Raw genomic sequence first — 18,006 nt, forward strand, 5'->3', positions numbered from 1 at the left:
GAGCAGTCGCTAGCGGCGATCGAGCTGTTCGACCACCTTGTCCACATCGTCATCCGAACCGTGCAATGCCAGCGTCACGCTGCCGAATGTCTTGTCCTGCAACGTACTCACCCCGCCGTACACCACCTCGAACTCGACACCCGCATGCGCGGCCGCGGCCAGTGCCGCACCGATCCCGCGCTTGTCATCGATATCCACGGTGACCAGCCGCCCGTCGTGTAGTTCACCGAGTCGCCGCAGCTGTTCGGCATCGGGCCGATTGTGCAGGACGGTTTCGACGAAGGATTGCGTCGGCGCCGCCTTCGGGCTCGCGAAAACCTCGAAGGTGCTGGCGAGTTCGACGATCTTGCCCTCGGCGAGCACCGCGACGCGGTCGGCGACCGCGCGGATCACATCCATCTCGTGTGTGATCACCACGATGGTCACGCCGAGTTCGCGATTGACCTTCTTCAGCAGCCGCAGCACCTCACCGGTGGTCTCCGGATCCAGCGCGGAGGTCGATTCGTCGGCGAGCAGCAGCGACGGCGAGGTCGCCAGCGCCCGGGCGATGCCGACCCGCTGCTTCTGACCGCCCGAGAGCTGATCCGGATAGCTGCGGGCCTTATCGGCGAGTCCGACGAACTCGAGCAGTTCCGCGACGCGCGCCTTGCGTTCGGCGCGCCTCCAGCCCGCGACCTTCAGCGGATACTCGATATTGCCTGCGGCCGTGCGCGATCGGAAGAGGTTGAACTGCTGGAACACCATGCCGATATCCCGGCGGATGCGGCGCACCTCGGCCTCCCGCACACCCGTGATGGGCCTGCCGGAGACCTCGATGACGCCGGTGGTCGGCTTCTCCAATGCGTTGATCAGCCGGACCAATGTGCTCTTCCCCGCGCCGGAATAGCCGATCACACCGAAGATTTCGCCCTGTTCGATACGTAGGTCGATACGATCGAGTGCGACCTGCTTATCCGCGCCCGTGCCGAAAACCTTGGTGACCGAACGGAATTCGACCGCGGGGACGGTCCGGTCGCTCACTTGCCGTCTTTGACGGTCTGCTGCACCCTGGCCAGGATCTGCTCCAGCTCGGGTCCGCTGCGCTTCACTTCGACCGCGGTGTTCTTGGTGACCTCGGCGTGCGCCTGCTGCACGTCCGGATCGTGCCAGAGCTGGGCCACCTTCTGATAGAGCTCGTTGTTCTTGTCCTCGGCCCTGGACACCACGACATTGATGTACGGCTCGGCGGCCGGGTTCTTCGGATCATCCTTGTAGAGCGCGGAATTGGGGTCGATGCCGGAGCGGTCGAGGAAGGTGTTGTTGATGATCGATCCGTCGACCGAGGCCAGCGAGAGCGCGGTCTGCGCCGCGTCCACCGGGGTTACCTTGACCTTGGACGCACCCTTATCGATGTCGGCGGGCGTCGGCGCCTTGCTGTCGCCGGAAAGTTTCAGCAAACCGGCAGCTTGCAGTACGAACAGCGCCCGCGCCTGATTGGTCGGATCGTTCGGGATCGCGATCTCGGCGCCCTGCGGCAGATCCGCGAGCGACTTGTGCTTCTTGGAATAGAGCCCGAGCGGCACGATGTAGGTGGAGGCGATCGGCGTCAGGGTGTCGTTATCGGCGACGTTGTAGGCGCCGAGGAACTGCAGGTGCTGGAACAGATTGAGATCGATCTGTCGCTGCGACAGTGCCAGATTCGGCTGCTTGTAATCGGAGAAGTTGGTGATCCGCAGGGTGATGCCCTGTGCCTTGGCCTTCTCCTCGAAGACGTCCCAGGCGTGGTCCTTGTCGGTGGTGCCGATGCGCACTACGTTGTCGGAGGAAGCCTTGTCGTCGTGGCCGCACGCCGTCAGGGTGAGGGCGGCGGTGGCTACCAGGACCGGGATCGCCAGTACCCGATGGAATTTCACTCGTGCTCCCGAATGCTTGTCACAATATGAACCCGGTAATCCAAGCGATGCATCCGGGGTGCGGGCAACGGTTTGGATTGTGCTGAGCGAAACCCTGGCAACTAGTTGGACGGGCGTCTAGGTTGCCTGCAATGCGATTGCTGCGCCGTGCTCTGGTGATTCCCCTGCTTCTTGCCTTGGCCGCGGGTGGGGTCGCGTGCGGTGGGGAGCACCATGACGATGTCGTGCGCATCGGTGTGAACGACATCTCCCTACCGCATTGGGACCTCTATCGGAAGAAGGCCGCCGAACAGGGCATCGCCGTCGAATTCATCAACTTCACCGACTACAACCAGCCGAATCCCGCACTGGCACAACGCCGGATAGATCTCAACAAGTTCCAGCACGTGCGGTATCTGGCCAACTACAACGTCCGCAATAACGACACCCTGGTGCCGATCGGCGCGACCGAGATCTACCCGCTCACGCTGTACTCGCGCAAGCACAAGTCGGTTGCGGAGATCCCCAAGGGCGGCCAGATCACCCTGAGCAATAACCCGGCCAACCAGGTTCGCCCGCTGCTCGGCTTGGCCGCCGCCGGACTGATCGTGCTGAAGGGTGGTGCGAGTTGGGATTCGAAGATCGAGGATGTCGACACCGACGCATCGCGGGTGACGCTGAAGACCATCGATCCGACGCTGACCGCGCAATCACTGGAGAGCGTCGACGCCGCATTCGTCGATGACACCTTCGCCCGTCCGGCGGGTCTCACCAAGAACGAGACCATCTTCACCGACGATCCCGAGCGCCCGGAGCTGAGGCAATACATCAATATCTTCGCCGCCCGCGCCGAAGACAAGGACAACCCGAAACTACTTGCGCTGGTCAAGCTCTACCACGATCCCGAGGTGGAGGCGGCCATCCGGGCGGAGGCCGGATTCCAGGGCATCTTCAAGACGAATAATGCGGCGGATCTGCAAGCCACGCTGGCGGAGTTGGAGACCGAATTCCGCAAGTGAGTGGTGCGCTCACTCCTCGGGATATTCGCGGCCAGCCGCGGCGAGGGCGCGGGCCGCCTCGCGAGTGGCATTGGTATTGGGTTGCAGGGCACGAGAACCGGCGAGCTTCGTGCGCAGGTGCTCGGCGACGGTGATCGGGGCGTACTTACTACCCTCGCCCAGGCAGGAGGGGAGCGTTTCGATGACGGCGTCCGGATTGCCGTCGTGGAAAAAGGCCGCACTGCGGCGTCTCTGGATCCTGCCGTCGATGATGGGCGGCATGACGCGATGCAAGGTGGACAGCCAGCGTTCGTTGGTCCAGCGCGCCATCACATCGCCGAGGTTGACCAGCAGGGCATTGTCGGCGGGGTGTACATCGTGCCAACGGTTGTCTGCGCCGACGACTTGGAGGCCGGGGACCTGGTCCGCCCACAACACGGTGACGATGCCGTAGTCGGTGTGTTCACCCATACCGGTGAGTTCGCCGTCGAGATCCACGGTGCCGGGCGGCAGCGCGTAGTTGTTCATCCGCAGGACGTCGAGGGAGTGGTCGGTGAACCGGGTGAAGTAGCCCGGTGGCAGTTCGAGGGCGTCGGCGAAGATGGTGGTGAGGGTTCGCGCGATGCGGGCGGCGTGCGCGAAGTAGCGCTCCACGGGTGCTCGAAAGCCGGGAACCTCTGTCGGCCAGAGGTTTTCGGCATAGTCGCTGGTGGGCAACTCGACCTCCGGATAGGCGGCCGCGGGGATGCCCACATTGAATGCCTCGAAGTAATCGTTCATGCGGGTGGCGGATGCGACGCCGAGGCTCAGACTGAGGCTCTCGCTCTTGGGTGGTGAGTAGCCGCGATTGATTTCGGGTGGGGTGCGATAGCCCTGTTTGGTGGCCGGATCCAGGTCGAAGAAGCTGTCGAGCGCGGCCGCGAAGTCGTCGAGCACCCGCTGTGGAATGGCGTGGCCGGTGATCTGCATGAAGCCGACCGAGCTCGCGGCGGTGTCGATTCGGCGGGCGACGGCCCGGCGTTCTTCCGCGGAACCATCGCCGACATAGCAGGAGATATCGATGACCGGCACTTGGAATTCCACGGCGGTGTCCTTCCCTCGACAACATAGTGATAATAAGCGACAGCACGCAGAATCTGCTGCTCAGGCCAGGCTCGGCGAGCATGCGCGAGCGCTGGCGTCTGGTCGACGGCGAGCCCGCCCGGGCGTCGCTGGTCGTCGCGCATCCGTCCTGATTCCGCTGAGCGATTCGCCAGCGCGGCCGGCCCGCAGCGGCGATGATTTCCGGGTGGACGACATCACGTATCGGGACACCCGGCTCGCGCTGCACGCGGTGGGGGAGTTGTTGATCGCGGGCCCACAATATCGGCGGTTCGGCACCATCCGACTACGGGTAGTGCACGGTGGTTTCGGCGGTGCGCAGTGGCCGGTGTCGGTGGTCGGCACCGATCTGGTGTGGCCGGAGGGTCGGGTCGCGCTCGCGGGCACCTTCGACAAGGTCGCGGCCGCCGCGGGCTTCCAACCCGAGGCACCGGTCAATGTCTACGCCGATACCACCGGAGTCGATCCCGACGACCGACTCGCGGTCGATCCGGAGGCCGCGGGCCTCATCGCGGACTGGTTCGCACTCGGGGATTCGACGCTGCGCTGCACAGCGCCCGATGTCATCCCAGTACTGTGGCCGGAGCATTTTGATCTGTCGAGCACGGTCAACGAGGTCAATTACGGTGTTTCACCGGGAGATTCGGCGCATCCGGGACCGTACGCCTATGTCGGCCCATGGACGGCGCGCACCGGCGAATTCTGGAATGCCCCTTTCGGCGCGCTGCGCTCGCGCGAGGAGGTGAACAACGCCGCGGCCCTCCTCGATTTCTTCGAAGAAGGCAAAGCGCGGGCCGCCGAGTCCTGAAAGATCACCGTCCGGCGAGTGCGTGCAGGTAGGCGCTGGTGGTTTGGTCGGCGGGAAAGTAGGACTCGATGGCGATCTCGTCGAGGGTCACATCGAAGGCCGTGCCGAACCGCATGATCGCATTGAACAGTGACAGCTGCGTGCCGCGATGCTCGAACTGGATCGGCAGCGCGACCTCGGACGGATCGACTTGTAGGACAGTGCCTTCCGATGCGAACGCACTCAATTCGGCATGCAGCGCGGCCAATTCGGGGTCGCCGGACCGCTCCGCCTGCCGCGCGAGCCGTGGCAGCATGAACCCGCGCACCTGTTCGATATTCCGCACGCGCGATGCGAATCCCTTGGGATGCAGACCGATTCGCATCATATTGATCGGCGGCTCCAACAGCTCCGCCGCCACACCATCGAAGAACACCTCCGCCGCGGCATTGGCGAACAACAGATCCCAGTGTCGATCGATGGCCAATGCCGGAAACGGTTCGTGGGCATCGAGGACCCGCCGGACCGCCGCGCGCGCCTGCACGAGATCCGGATCGTCGAGCGCTCGATGCTGGTATGTCGGCGCGTACCCGGCCGCGACCAGCAACCGGTTTCGCTCGCGCAGGGGGATGTCCAGATGTTGGGCGAACCGCTCGACCATCGCCGGACTCGGAACGGTGCGCCCGGTCTCCACGAAACTCACATGCCGCGTCGAAATGCCCGACTGCACGGACAAGTCGAGCTGACTCAGTCCGCGCCGCAGCCGCCACTCGCGCAGCAGCGCGCCGATGGGACGTTCGCTATCCACCCGGCAAGTATCACCACACCGTGCGCGGGGCCGCCATTACATGCCTGGTAATCGACAGGCTTACCGCGCGCTTGCGATGGTTACCGACATGATGAACAACCTGGCAAACCGCAATAAGGATCTCGTGCTGCACGGCCTCGCCGAGTTCAGCAGGGGCAATATCGAAGTACTCCGTAACCTGTTGCACGAGAACTTCATCGAGCACAGTCCGGGCAATCCGTCCGGCCGCGACGCCTTCATCGAATTCATCGTGAACGCACCGGTCGCCTCCGCCCGACTCGACATCAAACGGGTCGTCACCGATGACGAATACGCGGTCGTGCATTACCACATGACCGCGCCCGATGATGCCCGCGGCGTGGCGGTGGTGGATATCTGGCGGCTGGTCGATGGCGTGATCACCGAGCACTGGGATGTCGTACAACCGGTGCCCGACGCCGACCAGCTCCCGCACGGCATGTTCTGATCCGCGCCAGCGGGCGGGTCGCCCCCCGCACCGGCCGGTCCGCCGCGGCGGATCAGCGCCCGGCGGCACGGCGGGCAGGTCGTGGTCGGCGGAATCCAGCAGTGTCCGTCGGTTATGCGCCCTTGCGGGCGGCTGCTTTCTTCGCGGTCTTCTTGGCGGGCTTGGCGGCGGTCTTCTTGGCCGCGGTTTTGGTGGCCTTCTTTGCCGGTGCCGCCTTTGCCTTGGGCTCGGCGGCCGCCTTGCCGGAACTCTCCGCGGTCCGCCGCCCACTGGCCTCCAGACTGCGTTGCAGTGCGGCAACCAGATCGACGACCTCGGCGTCCATCGCCGCTGGCGCTTCCTCTGGCTGACTGACCACCTTCCCGGTGCCGCTGGCGATGGCCTCGTCGAGCACCTTCTGCAGCTCGATCTGGTACTCGTCGGTGTATTGCTCGGGATCGAAATCGTCGGACATGGTCTCGACCAGTGTCTCGGCCATCTTGATCTCCTGCGCCTTCGGCTCGGCCACACCGTCCAGGGATTCGAAATCGACGGAACGGACCTCATCGGGCCACAGGAGGGTCTGCAGCACCAGTACGCCGTCGCGTACCCGCAGCGCCGAGAGGCGGGTCTTCTGTCTGAGCGTGAAATGTACGAGCGCGGTTCGATCGATGCGTTCCAGCGTGGTCGCCAGCAGTACGTAGGCCTTGGGGGTATTCGAGTCGGGTTCGAGGTAGTAGCTCTTCTCGAACAGGATCGGGTCGATCTGGTCGTTGGGTACGAACTGCAGCACCGGAATCTCGTGCTTCTCGGCGGCGGGCAGCTTGGAGAAGTCTTCGTCGGTCAGGATGACCTTGTCCCCCTCGGGGGATTCATAGGCCTTATCGATATCGGCGTACTGCACGGACTTGCCGCAGACCGTGCAGACGCGGTCGTATTTGATCCGTCCACCGTCCTTGGCATGCACCTGGTGGAACCGAATGTCGTGGTCCTCGGTGGCCGTGTACACCTTGACAGGGACGTTTACCAGCCCGAACGCAATCGAGCCCTTCCAGATAGCTCGTGCCATTACTCCATCATGGACGAACCCATTCGAATAGGCGAGCGAATCGGAATCCCGAGTGTCGCGGTCGCGACGCGCCGACGCAATGGTGCGGGCAGGGTGGTGAAGAGGGTGCGCATGGCGGCGACGGTGCCGCCGAAATCGGTGCGGCCCGATAGATAGGCCCGTTGCAGTTGCGGCGGCAGCGTGAAGAAGGCATCGAAGAAGACGGGAAGGTCGTCGGGTGGCAGAGCGAGCAGCGCCCGCAGGCCCGCCGAACGCAACGCGTGTACCGCTCGCGCCTGTGCGGGCCAGACCGACGAATCGAGGGCGACAGAGTCGGCGGCGGCCAGCGATGCGGTGACGCTGTAACCCGTTGCGGGATGGGTGAATGCGCCCGCCGCGCCGAACCGCCGCCGTCCCGGGCGGCCGCCCTGCACCGGGAACCGCACGCGCTCGACAGGTTCGGATCCGGTGAGTTCGATTCCGCGCGAACGCAACCGGTGGTGCAGCCGGTCGCGCAGCACCGCGGTGTCGAGGGCGGGGCGACCGGCGAGGCAGGTCTCCTCCAGCAGCATCGTCTCGGCGCTGAGCGGCACCGCGTACAGAAATGACCGTGGCGCACCGGGTTCCGCGCCATTGTCAGCGCGCCAGTCCATGAACAGGGGTGCGATGTCCGCGTCGCGTCGCACGATTACCCCGTATGCGGTTTGCTCGGCGAGTGCGCGGGAGCGGTGAATTCCTCGTGCGTCGATAACACGCTCAGCGCTGAATTTTGTTTCCGAAGCCAAAGTCACTGTGTTGTGCCGAATTTCGACAACGCGATCGGTAACTATTTGTGCGCCGTCGAGATTCAGTGCATCCCGCAACCGGGTGGATTCGAAGACGGCATAGGTTCGGTCGACTCGGTGCGGCCTGGTACCCCAGGCCATCGGATGCGCCACGGTGCTGGCGATGACCGACGGATCCAGCCATCCGGGCAGCTCGTCGTACCATCCCGCATACGTCGCCGACCAGCGTCGATCCGGTGCGGGATCGATTGCGGTGAGCGACATTCCGTGCGCGAGGCAGCGATGCGCCAGTGCGCGACCGGCGGGTCCGAGTCCGCAGACGATGACGTCCGCGGTCATCGCACAGCCGATGCGGAACGCGGATGTCGGTGTGGCACAGCGAGTTCGGTCGTGTGCAGGGCGGTCCCCTTCGTCGTCGGCGTGGTTCGTCGGTCGTGCGGAGCCTACTGTCGAGCGGTCGGGTCACCGTTGCGCTGTGATAGTTCACCGATATCGACGGTGACATTCTTCATAAGGCGATCATGTCAGATCTCGCTTTTCCAGCAACGATGTGACTCGCCAGTAGCATCGCGTCGTCATCTGGCTGGTCACCATGTCCGGTGCGCCGTATGCTCGGCGTTGTCGGACGGATTGCCCAGGGTCGGGGAATCTGGATCCGATTCCCGAAATCAATGTTGATTTCGGAACCTTCTGTTCCCTCGATCCTGTGGAACGGAATTCCCGCATCGTCTGCCCGCAGCCATTGTCGTGCCAGCCGGGGAGTTCGTGCTGCCCGTCTCTGTCGAAAGGACCGCTACGGTGAATTCTTCCCGATTACGCGCCCTTGGAGCCGCCCTCCCGGCCGGCGAATACACCACTTCGGAAGTACTGAGTCGGATGACGAGCGGCGGCGAATTCGACGTCGAGCGAATTACCGGCATCGGTCATCGCTATATGGTGGACCGCACCAGCGAGGACACCCTCACCCTCGGTGCGCGGGCCGCGCAGGACGCGCTGGCGAAGTCCGGTTTGGACGCCGCCGACCTGGACATCATCATTTGCGGCGGCACCACCGTGCACGATGGATTCCATATGGTCTTCGAGCCGTCGGCATCCCAGGAGATCGCCCGGCGCATCGGCGCGGTCAATGCCTCCGGCTATGACGTGGCGAATGCCTGTGGCGGCACCATGACCGGAATCTATCTGCTGGACAATCTGATTCGCGCGGGTGCGGTGCGCAATGGCATGGTCGTCACGCCCGAAGTGATCTCGCCGGTAACCGAGGGCGCACTCGCCGAGGCCATCGATGCGCGCGATCCACAGTTCGCCGCCCTCACGCTCGCGGATGCCGCGGTCGCGGTCATTCTGGACCCCGCGGTGGACGAGCAGGACGTGCTGCACTACGTCGATCTGACGACCTGCGCCGAGTACTCGCCATTGTGTATCGCCAAACCGAGCGATGCCAGCGAAAACATGATCATGTTGACCGACAATCTCACCATGCAGGCCGCGCCGCGCCGGGAAACATGGGCGAAATTCCACAGCGATATCCTCGCAAAGCGCGGCACCACATTCGCCGACGAGAAGTTCGACTTCATCGTGTTCCATCAGCTCGGCGTCGGATTCACCGAGAAGCTCGCCGAATCCGGCAGCAAGATTCACGGCACCGCGATGCCGCCGCGGCTGGCGACCGTAGAAAAGTATGGCAACACCGGGGCGAGTACGCATTTCCTGGTGCTGCACGACTACATTTCCCGAGGCGAGATCCCGAAGGGGGCCAAGATCTGTTTCGTGCCGACCGCCTCCGGAATGGTCTTCGGTGTCCTTTCGGCAACTATCAGCGCATTGGTGGGATGAAATGACGTTCATTATTCGGCGGTCCGCCGTCAGCGCCGATCCCACCCTGGGGTCCATCGACCACGCCGTGCGGGCGGCCGGGGAGTGCCTCTCGGGGGCGGGCGTCGAGCCGAACGATATCGATGTGCTGATCAATGTCGGGGTCTACCGCGACAGCAATATCGTCGAACCGTCCAATGCCGCCCTGATCCAGAAGGAATTGGGGATGCACCTGGACTATCAGGTCGGCTCCTCGCGAGCGGGTTTCTCGCTCGATCTGCGCAACGGGGCGTGCGGTGTGCTCAACGCACTGCAGGCTGCGGGTGCGCTGCTCGAGAACGGCACGGTCGAGCGGGTACTGATCGTCGGCAGCGACGCCCACCCGGGCGGTATCGGACACGCACCGGCCGACTTCCGCTACGCCGCGGTCGGTGCCGCATTGCTGGTGACCAAGGGGATCGATGCGGGCACCGGATTCGATCGCGTGCACATTCCGGCGCCGCTGCCGCGCGCGGTCGGTACTCATCCCGGTGTCGCCGGGTACCTCGATCTGCAGGCGATGGGTAACGACGGCCAGCGCTCGATCACCGTCGATGTCGCCGACGACTACGCCGAATTGGTCAGCGGCGCAGCGTTTGCCGCGGTTCGCTCATACCTCGCCGAACGTCCCGACGGGCAATGCGTGCTGGTCACCAACAACCCGGTGCCTGACTTCGCGGCCACCCTGGCGAGCGAATTCGGTTTCGCCCGAACGCATCAGGCCGCGACCGGCGATCTGGACGCGGGTAGCTCTGGCTTGATCATCGGCTACCACCAGTTGCTCGAGGCCGGTGAGCTGTCGACCGGGGACGAATTGCTCCTGGTCGCCGCCGGATCCGGTCCGATCGCAGGCTGTGTGAGCTACACCGTGCCCGCGGGCGGTGCGGGGTGAGCCAGGAGCCCGCAGATCTGAGCGCGCTGCTGGAGCGCCAGATCCAGCGGCGCGCGGACCGGCCCGCCATCAGCTATCCGACGGTGGCGCATCCGGAACGCGCCCGGCGTGCAACGGATCTCGGCTTCGCGGTGCTGACCTTCGCCGAACTCGGCGCGCGAGTCGAGGCCTATGCCGCGGCATTCCAACGGATCGGAATCGCCAAGGGTGTCAAGACCATTGTCATGGTCAAACCCGATCCCGATCTGTTCGCGGTGATCTTCGCGCTGTTCCGGGTCGGTGCGGTACCGGTGGTGGTGGATCCTGGCATGGGCGTGCGGCGCATGTTGCATTGCTTCCGCAGCGTCGGTGCGGAAGCGTTCATCGGTATACCGCTGGCGCATCTGGTGCGGCTGGCGGCGCGGCGCACCTTCGGTTCGGTGCGGGTGCATGTGACGGCCGGACGCTCGTTCTGGGGTGGGCACACCTTGCTCGCCATGCGGCAGACACCCGGCGCGGTCGCACCCGAAATCGCCCATGCGCCCGACGATCTGCTGATGATCGCCTTCACCACCGGCAGCACCGGACCGGCCAAGGGCGTGGAGTTCACCAGGTCCGGGTTCGCCGCCTCGTTGCGGGTGATCGAGCAATTGCACGGTCGCCCGACCGGATTCGTCTCGCTGACTTCGGTGCCGCTATTCGGCATCTTCGATCTGCTCCAGGGCGCGCACGTGGTGCTCGGTCCGGTCGATCCGGTGCGGGTCTCGAAGGCCGATCCGGCATTGCTCACCGAGGTGATCCAGACTTTCCAGGCCACCGATATCACCGCATCGCCCGCACTGCTCGGTCCGCTGGGCGAATATCTGACGCGCACCGGCACCGCGCTGCCGAGTCTGGTTCGGGTCGTCTCGATGGGCGCGCCCGCGAATCTGGATGCGCTGGCGGGTGTTCGGGCCGCGCTCGGTGCGTCCGCGCGCGTCTTCACCACCTACGGTGCCACCGAGGCATTGCCGCTGACCACGCTCGAATGGTCCGAACTCGACGAAACCCGCAAGCAGACCGCCGAGGGCGCGGGCACCTGCGTCGGTCGCCCGATCGCGGAATCCGAGAGTGATACAAGGGTGCGGATCATCGCCATCTCCGATGACGAAATCCCCGCCTGGCACGACGATCTCGTGCTGCCGCCGGGGCAGATCGGCGAAATCGTCGCCGCCGGTGCGCAAGTCAGCAACACCTATCACCGCAACCCGGTCGCCGATGCCCGCAACAAGATCGACGAGACCCGCCCGGACGGCACCGTGCGTCGCTGGCATCGCGTCGGTGATCTGGCCTGGCAGGACGAGTCCGGTCGGCTGTGGTTCTGTGGCCGCTCGGCCCAGCGGGTTCGCACCGCGGCCGGTGACCTGTTCACCGTGCAGTGCGAGCAGATCTTCAACACCCATCCGGATGTGCACCGCACCGCGCTCGTCGGTGTCGGCGAGCCGGGCGCGCAGATCCCGGTGCTGTGCTTCGAATTACGGTCCGGGGTGGCGGAATCCGAGATCCCCCGGGTGCAGCGGGAGCTGTGGTCCATCGCGCGCGAACGCGAATTCACCAGGCCGATCAAGGTATTCCGCGCCCATCCGGGATTCCCGGTCGACATCCGGCACAACGCCAAGATCGGGCGCGAGGAATTGGCCGTTTGGGCCGGAAAGGGTATGACGCCATGAAGGCACTGGTCACCGGGGCAACCGGATTCCTCGGCAGCCATATCGTCGACGCCGCGGTGGCGGCGGGGGACGAGGTGCGTGCCATCGTCCGGCCGTCGAGCGATCTCGGCTACCTGTCGACGGTGCCCGAACTCGAAACGGTGGCAGGCGATCTCGGCGACTACGAATCGCTGGTCACCGCGTGTAAGGGCATCGATGTGGTCTATCACAGCGCCGGTCTGGTCGCCGAGGTCGGCAGCCGCGCGCAGTTCTGGGAGGCCAATGTCGAGGGCACCCGGCGGCTGCTGCAGGCCGCGCGGGAGGCCGGTGTCGGTCGGTTCGTCTTCGTCAGCAGTCCATCGGTGGCGACCTCCTATGACACCGACCGCTTCGGCATCGACGAATCCGAGCCGTACGTCACCGACCCGAAGAGTCTGTACGTGGAAACCAAGGCCGTCGCCGAACAGCTCGTCCTGGCCGGCAATACCCCGGATTTCGTCACCTGCGCGCTGCGACCGCGAATGATCTGGGGACCGCGGTCCTCGGGCTGGATGACGCTGCTGCTGCGGAAGTTGAAGTCCGGCAAGCTGCCCGACCTCTCCGGCGGCAAGAAGGTCATGGTGTCGATCACCTACTGCGAGCACGCCGCGCAGGCATGCCTGCAGGCGGCGCGCTCGGATCAGGTCGTGGGCAATGCCTATTTCCTCGCCGACCCCGAGGATGTCGACCTGTGGAAGTTCGTCGAGGACCTCGCCGTCGCGCTGGACCTGACGCCACCCACCCGCACCATTCCCAAACCGGTATTCGACGCCGCCATCGCGGTTTTCGACACCATTTGGCGGGTGCCCGCGATCAAGGAGCGCTACGCGCCGCCGCTGTCCAGCTGGACCACGGCGGCACTGACCGTCTCCAGCACCTACGACACCAGCGCCGCTGCCCGGGATTTCGGCTACGCGCCGACGGTATCGCTGGCCGACGGGCTGTCCGCCTACGTCGACTGGGTCGGACAGATCGGCGGCGTCGACGCCGTCATCGCCCGCGGATGACCGACGGCCGACGCCACGCATTCGAGCGAAAGTCGCTCCACGCCTAGGAGATTCGCATGATGACCACTCGGCTCACCAGCCGCCCCGCCGGCGCCACCGGCGTGCCGACCGCACCGGGCGCGTTACCCCTCATCGGACATTCACACCGCCTGGCCCGCAGGCCGTACCGCTTCCTACAGACGCTGTCGGACCTCGGACCCGTGGTGCGGGTGAAGATTCCGGGCTACGACACTTACGTCGTCACCGACACGGACCTGATCCGCGAGGCGTTCGTCGGTCTGTCCGATCAGGGTTCGATGATCGATCGTGCGCAGGCACTGCTCGGCGCGGGCGTCACCGTGCTGTCGGGTCCGCAGCACAAGCGGGAACGCCGAATGATCGCCCCGGCCTTCGCTCGCGGCCGCATCGCCCAGTACGCCACCGTGATGACGCGTCTGGGCGCCGAACAGGCCGACGCCTGGCGCGACGGTCAAATGGTTGTCGTCGATACCGAGATGCACGACCTCGCGCTGCGCACGGTCGCGGGGGCGCTGTTCAGTGGCGACCTAGGCGCGGAGACCGGCGCGGAAATCCACGAAATGCTGACACCGGTCATGACGCTGCTCGCCCGCCGTGTCACACGTCCGGCCTGGATCGACAAGCTGCCACTGCCCAGCAACCGCCGCTTCGAAGGTCTTGTGGCAGGTATGAAATCGGCGACGAGCAAGATCATCGCCGCCTACCGCGCGGATCTGGCCGCCGATCCGAACCTGGATCACGGCGACCTGCTCGACACCCTGATCAAGGCGCGCGACGAGGACGGCCTCGCGCTCACCGATGCCCAGGTGCACGACGAACTGATCAACTTCCTGGTCGGCGGTACCGAGGCGACCGGCATGACGCTGTCCTGGGTATTCCACGAGCTGGGCCGAAATCCCGAGCTGGAGGCCGCTTTCCACGCCGAGATCGATGCGGTACTCGGCGGCCGCCCGGCCGAATTCGCCGATCTCGGTCGGCTCGATCTGACCAAGCGGATCGTCACCGAAACCCTGCGCATGTACTCCCCGTGGCTGACCGTCCGCGATGTGCCCGCGAACTATGAACTCGGTGGCAAAGCGTTGCCGCAGGGGGCCATGTTGCTGGTGTGTCCCGTTGCGGTGCACCGCGATCCGGCGATCTTCCCGAACCCCGATAGGTTCGACCCGGACCGGTGGCTGCCTGCGGCAATGGAGTCCCGGCCCAAGGGCGCGTACCTGCCGTTCGGCATGGGCACCCGGCAGTGCCCGGGAAATGTGTTCTCGCTCACCGAGGTTGCCCTGCAGGTTGCTACGATCGGCGGGCGCTGGCGCCTGCGCCCGATGCCCGGTATCACGGTGCAAGAGACGGTGATCGGCGCCCTGGTACATCCGAAGTATCTGCCGATGCGGGTGGTGGCCAGGCGGGTGCAAGCCGGGCACGTCGCGGATTCGTCAGGGAGCGAGCGCGGCGCGGCTTAACGAGTGATGAGGGTGTGGCGGTGTTCGGACTGACCAAGCTGACCATTTCGAGCGACCTGCAAGCAGTCGCTACGCGGCGCAGCAAATGGATTCTCGGCATCTTTGTCGGGCTCGCGCTGGTTATGGGGATGCTCAGCTCGACGTTGTTCGACAAGGTGCAGGGCGGTGGCTACAGCGATCCCGGCGGCGAATCCAGTCGGGCCATCGAGATTCTGCGGGATACCTTCGGTCAGGCGCCGCCGAACTTCGTGCTGCTGGTACACAGCGACACCTCGGTCGACGATCCCGAATCGGCAACGGCCGCAGTGAAATTGGCACTGAAGCTGAAGGATGAGCCGGGTGTCGCGGGTGTCGTGTCGTACTGGATGGACAAGTCACCGGCGCTGCGCAGCGCCGACGGCAAGTCCGGGTTGATCGTCGCGAGCATTCTCGGCGAGGAGGGTGCGGTAGACCAGAAGGTCGGCGGCCTGGCAGATCGCTATGGCGGCACGCACGGCCCGGTGCAGGTGCGCGTCGGCGGTTACGCGATGTTGTTGCACGAGACGGTGCAGCAGAGCGAGAAGGACGCCGTACTCGGTGAATCCATCGCCTTCCCGGTCACCCTGATCGCGCTGCTGTTCGTATTCGGCGGTTTGGTGGCGGCCAGCCTGCCGCTGGTCGTCGCCGCGGTGACGGTGATGATCACCATGGGTGCACTATGGCTGATCACTCTGTGCACCGATCTCGCCGCCACCGCGACCAATGTGGCAACACTGCTCGGCCTCGGTCTCGCGATCGACTACAGCCTGCTGATCATCAGCCGCTACCGCGACGAATTGGCCGCGGGCGCCGCGACCGGTCCGGCCGTCGCGGCGACCATGCGTTCGGCCGGTCGCACCGTGGCGTTCTCGGCGGTCACCGTCGCGGTCGCACTGTCGGGCCTGCTTTTCTTCCCGCTGCTCGCGGTGCGTTCCATGGGGTATGCGGGTCTGGCGGTCGCGGCGATCGCGGCGACGGTATCGCTGACGGTGCTGCCCGCGATTCTGCTGCTGCTCGGCAGCCGAATCGATCGCGGCCAACTCGGCTGGTTCTTCCGTCCGCAGCGGCCCGCCCCCGGTGAGGGTTTCTGGCATCGGCTCGCGGTATTCGTGATGCGCAAGCCGGTCCCCATCGGTCTGGCGGTCGCGGCCTTCCTGCTGCTACTCGGGACGCCGTTCCTCGGTGTGAAACTCGGCTTCCCGGACGAGCGGGCATTGCCGGAGTCGATGAACAACCGGCAGATCACCGAGAGCATCCAGCGCGACTTCGCCGCCACCGACACCAACGGACTCTTCGTCGTACTGCCCGACGGCAAGTCCGACCTGGACGCCTACGCCAGGAAGCTCTCCGAAGTCGACAATGTCCGTCGTGTCGACACCGCCACCGGTAGTTACGCGCACGGCGGGCAACTCGCCCCGGCCATGGCACAGCACGCGCGCTTCGAAACCAAGAATGCCGCATATCTTTCGGTGACACCGGATACCAGCGATCCGGCGCTGCTGGATCGGGTGGCGAAAGAGTTGCGCGCGGTGCCTGCACCCTCGCAGCGGTTGGTCGGCGGTATCGCGGCCGCGAGTGCGGATTCCCTCGATGCGGTGACATCGGCGCTTCCCGTGGCACTGGCCTATGTCGTGATCATCATGCTGGTCGTGCTGTTCCTGCTGACCGGCAGCGTGGTGCTGCCGCTCGTCGCGATCGTGCTCAGCGCAGTCAGCCTCACCGCCACCTTCGGCGCGCTGGTCTGGATCTTCCAGGACGGGCATTTGTCCGGTCTGCTCGATTTCACCGTGACCGGTGATCTGCCGCCGACCGTGCCGGTCATGCTCTTCGGGGTGGCCTTCGGGCTCGCCATGGACTATCAGGTGTTTCTGCTGTCGCGGATCCTCGAAGAGTACGAGCGCACCGGCAAGAACGAATCCGCCGTTGCCCATGGCCTGGAGAAGATCGGCCGGATCGTCACCGCAGCGGCGGTGCTGATCTCCTTGGTGTTCTTGGGATTCCTGGCCTCGGATATCACCTTCATGAAGTCCTTCGGTATCGGTCTGCCGCTTGCGGTGCTGGTCGATGCGACCCTGGTCCGCGGCTTCCTGCTGCCCGCGGTCATGAAACTGCTCGGCGACTGGAACTGGTGGGCACCCGGTCCGCTGGAAAAGTTGCACGAGCGTTTCGGATTCGACGAAGGACCGTCCGCGCCGGCGCTGCCCGATCCGGACGATGTGCGCCAGCCCGCGCGGGTCTAGAAAGTTCGATGGCCGTGCGGGTCAGCGCACGGCCATCGATTCTCTTGGGAGAGTTTAGGGTTCCTGTGTTGGTCTGCGAATTGTCGTGAGACGGTTCAGATTCCGCCGGTCGACAGCAACCCGCCGTCGACGCGGATCGTCTCACCGGTGATCCACTTGGCCTCATCCGACACCAGGAATCCGATCAGCTGCGCCACATCCTCCGGCGCGCCGAGTCGCTTCATCGGGTACACGCTCGCGGCCCGCTCCTCATCCGCCGAGTACAGCGCGTCGGCGAACTTGGTCTTGATCACGCCCGGCGCCACCGCGTTCACCCGGATATTCGGGCCAAGCTGCCAGGCCAGTTCGTCGGTGAGCCGGATCAACGCCGCCTTGGACGCGCCGTACGCCGCGATCACTCCGGTCGAGCGGAGCCCGGCGACACTGGCCACATTCACCACCGCCCCGCCATGCTCGCGCATCCACGCCTTGTACGCCTCCTGCAGGTAGCCGAGCGCGGCGACGACATTGACGTCGAAGATCTTGCGCACCGCCTCCAGATCGGCATCCATGAGCGAGCCGTAGACCGGATTGATGCCGGTGTTGTTGATCAGGATGTCCAGCGAGCCGAATTCCGAGACCACCCGACCCACCGCGGCGGCCCGGCTGTCCGGATCACCCGAATTGCCCGCCAGCGCGGCGACCTCGCCCCGATGACCGAGCGCCCGCAGTTCGGCGGCCGCCTGCTCGAGCGGCTCCGGCTTGCGGGCGGTGATCAGCACATTGGCGCCGCGCCGCAGCAGTTCCGCCGCGACGGCCTTTCCGATGCCCCGGCTGGCTCCGGAAACGAGTGCGCTCTTGCCCAACAGATCGGTCGTCATGTGATGGCACGCTACCGCTGTTGAAATCCGCCCAGCGGACCCGGTCGGGTTTGCGCAATTTCCACCCGGAACGACTGTTCCCACCGGCGGGGACCCGATGCTGAGAGCATG

At 65.2% G+C, this 18,006-nt stretch carries 16 protein-coding genes; 9 read left to right on the top strand and 7 right to left on the bottom strand.

Annotated features, from left to right (window positions below; genetic code table 11):
- Nucleotides 1-9: 9 nt before the first annotated feature.
- Both ACQP1T_RS15600 and ACQP1T_RS15605 read right to left on the bottom strand, forming a co-directional pair.
- Nucleotides 10-1,020 (bottom strand): methionine ABC transporter ATP-binding protein, encoded by a 1,011-nt coding sequence (locus tag ACQP1T_RS15600; RefSeq protein ID WP_433760982.1) that lies wholly within the window; start codon nucleotides 1,018-1,020, stop codon nucleotides 10-12.
- The gene (locus ACQP1T_RS15605; protein ID WP_433760983.1) at nucleotides 1,017-1,892 is read right to left on the bottom strand and encodes a MetQ/NlpA family ABC transporter substrate-binding protein; all 876 of its coding nucleotides are present in this window, start codon (nucleotides 1,890-1,892) and stop codon (nucleotides 1,017-1,019) included. The genes ACQP1T_RS15600 and ACQP1T_RS15605 overlap by 4 nt, the downstream gene beginning before the upstream one ends.
- Before the next feature lie 131 nt (nucleotides 1,893-2,023).
- Between ACQP1T_RS15605 and ACQP1T_RS15610 the strand changes: the two genes are divergently transcribed.
- Complete coding sequence (locus tag ACQP1T_RS15610; RefSeq protein WP_433760984.1) at nucleotides 2,024-2,890, top strand: MetQ/NlpA family ABC transporter substrate-binding protein; 867 nt, start codon at nucleotides 2,024-2,026, stop codon at nucleotides 2,888-2,890.
- Between the two features lie 9 nt (nucleotides 2,891-2,899).
- Here the strand turns inward: ACQP1T_RS15610 and ACQP1T_RS15615 are convergent, their stop codons facing one another.
- Entirely contained in the window at nucleotides 2,900-3,952 is a 1,053-nt protein-coding gene (locus ACQP1T_RS15615) for an isopenicillin N synthase family dioxygenase (RefSeq protein ID WP_433760986.1), read from the bottom strand.
- A gap of 205 nt (nucleotides 3,953-4,157) precedes the next feature.
- On the opposite strand from ACQP1T_RS15615, the gene ACQP1T_RS15620 reads away from it, so the two are divergent.
- Nucleotides 4,158-4,778 (top strand): hypothetical protein, encoded by a 621-nt coding sequence (locus tag ACQP1T_RS15620; RefSeq protein WP_433760987.1) that lies wholly within the window; start codon nucleotides 4,158-4,160, stop codon nucleotides 4,776-4,778.
- Between the two features lie 4 nt (nucleotides 4,779-4,782).
- On the opposite strand, the gene ACQP1T_RS15625 is transcribed toward ACQP1T_RS15620, so the two are convergent.
- Nucleotides 4,783-5,565: a helix-turn-helix domain-containing protein gene (locus ACQP1T_RS15625; protein WP_433760990.1), complete on the bottom strand. Its 783-nt coding sequence runs from the start codon at nucleotides 5,563-5,565 to the stop codon at nucleotides 4,783-4,785.
- A gap of 88 nt (nucleotides 5,566-5,653) precedes the next feature.
- On the opposite strand from ACQP1T_RS15625, the gene ACQP1T_RS15630 reads away from it, so the two are divergent.
- Complete coding sequence (locus tag ACQP1T_RS15630) at nucleotides 5,654-6,031, top strand: nuclear transport factor 2 family protein (RefSeq protein ID WP_433760991.1); 378 nt, start codon at nucleotides 5,654-5,656, stop codon at nucleotides 6,029-6,031.
- Nucleotides 6,032-6,143: 112 nt separating this feature from the next.
- Here the strand turns inward: ACQP1T_RS15630 and ACQP1T_RS15635 are convergent, their stop codons facing one another.
- A complete protein-coding gene (locus tag ACQP1T_RS15635) occupies nucleotides 6,144-7,079 on the bottom strand; it encodes a Ku protein (protein WP_433760993.1) in 936 nt (311 codons plus the stop codon).
- Nucleotides 7,079-8,182, bottom strand: a complete 1,104-nt coding sequence (locus tag ACQP1T_RS15640; RefSeq protein ID WP_433760994.1) for a lycopene cyclase family protein — start codon at nucleotides 8,180-8,182, stop codon at nucleotides 7,079-7,081. Before ACQP1T_RS15640 ends, ACQP1T_RS15635 begins: the two co-directional genes overlap by 1 nt.
- A 459-nt stretch (nucleotides 8,183-8,641) precedes the next feature.
- Between ACQP1T_RS15640 and ACQP1T_RS15645 the strand changes: the two genes are divergently transcribed.
- The 6 genes from ACQP1T_RS15645 to ACQP1T_RS15670 are packed head-to-tail and all read left to right on the top strand — an operon-like array spanning nucleotide 8,642 to nucleotide 17,035.
- Nucleotides 8,642-9,679 (top strand): 3-oxoacyl-ACP synthase III family protein, encoded by a 1,038-nt coding sequence (locus ACQP1T_RS15645; protein WP_433760995.1) that lies wholly within the window; start codon nucleotides 8,642-8,644, stop codon nucleotides 9,677-9,679.
- Nucleotide 9,680: 1 nt separating this feature from the next.
- Nucleotides 9,681-10,589 (top strand): hypothetical protein, encoded by a 909-nt coding sequence (locus ACQP1T_RS15650; protein ID WP_433760997.1) that lies wholly within the window; start codon nucleotides 9,681-9,683, stop codon nucleotides 10,587-10,589.
- The gene (locus ACQP1T_RS15655) at nucleotides 10,586-12,277 is read left to right on the top strand and encodes a fatty acid CoA ligase family protein (protein ID WP_433760999.1); all 1,692 of its coding nucleotides are present in this window, start codon (nucleotides 10,586-10,588) and stop codon (nucleotides 12,275-12,277) included. The genes ACQP1T_RS15650 and ACQP1T_RS15655 overlap by 4 nt, the downstream gene beginning before the upstream one ends.
- The gene (locus ACQP1T_RS15660; RefSeq protein WP_433761000.1) at nucleotides 12,274-13,302 is read left to right on the top strand and encodes an NAD-dependent epimerase/dehydratase family protein; all 1,029 of its coding nucleotides are present in this window, start codon (nucleotides 12,274-12,276) and stop codon (nucleotides 13,300-13,302) included. Before ACQP1T_RS15655 ends, ACQP1T_RS15660 begins: the two co-directional genes overlap by 4 nt.
- A 56-nt stretch (nucleotides 13,303-13,358) precedes the next feature.
- Nucleotides 13,359-14,777, top strand: coding sequence for a cytochrome P450 (locus ACQP1T_RS15665; RefSeq protein WP_433761002.1), 1,419 nt, complete (start codon nucleotides 13,359-13,361; stop codon nucleotides 14,775-14,777).
- 20 nt (nucleotides 14,778-14,797) lie between these two features.
- Complete coding sequence (locus ACQP1T_RS15670; protein WP_433761004.1) at nucleotides 14,798-17,035, top strand: MMPL family transporter; 2,238 nt, start codon at nucleotides 14,798-14,800, stop codon at nucleotides 17,033-17,035.
- Nucleotides 17,036-17,130: 95 nt separating this feature from the next.
- Here the strand turns inward: ACQP1T_RS15670 and ACQP1T_RS15675 are convergent, their stop codons facing one another.
- Complete coding sequence (locus ACQP1T_RS15675) at nucleotides 17,131-17,895, bottom strand: SDR family oxidoreductase (protein WP_433761005.1); 765 nt, start codon at nucleotides 17,893-17,895, stop codon at nucleotides 17,131-17,133.
- Between the last annotated feature and the right edge of the window lie 111 nt (nucleotides 17,896-18,006).

Source organism: Nocardia sp. CA-135398, from assembly GCF_050955845.1.
In the GTDB taxonomy this organism is placed as follows: Bacteria; Actinomycetota; Actinomycetes; order Mycobacteriales; family Mycobacteriaceae; genus Nocardia.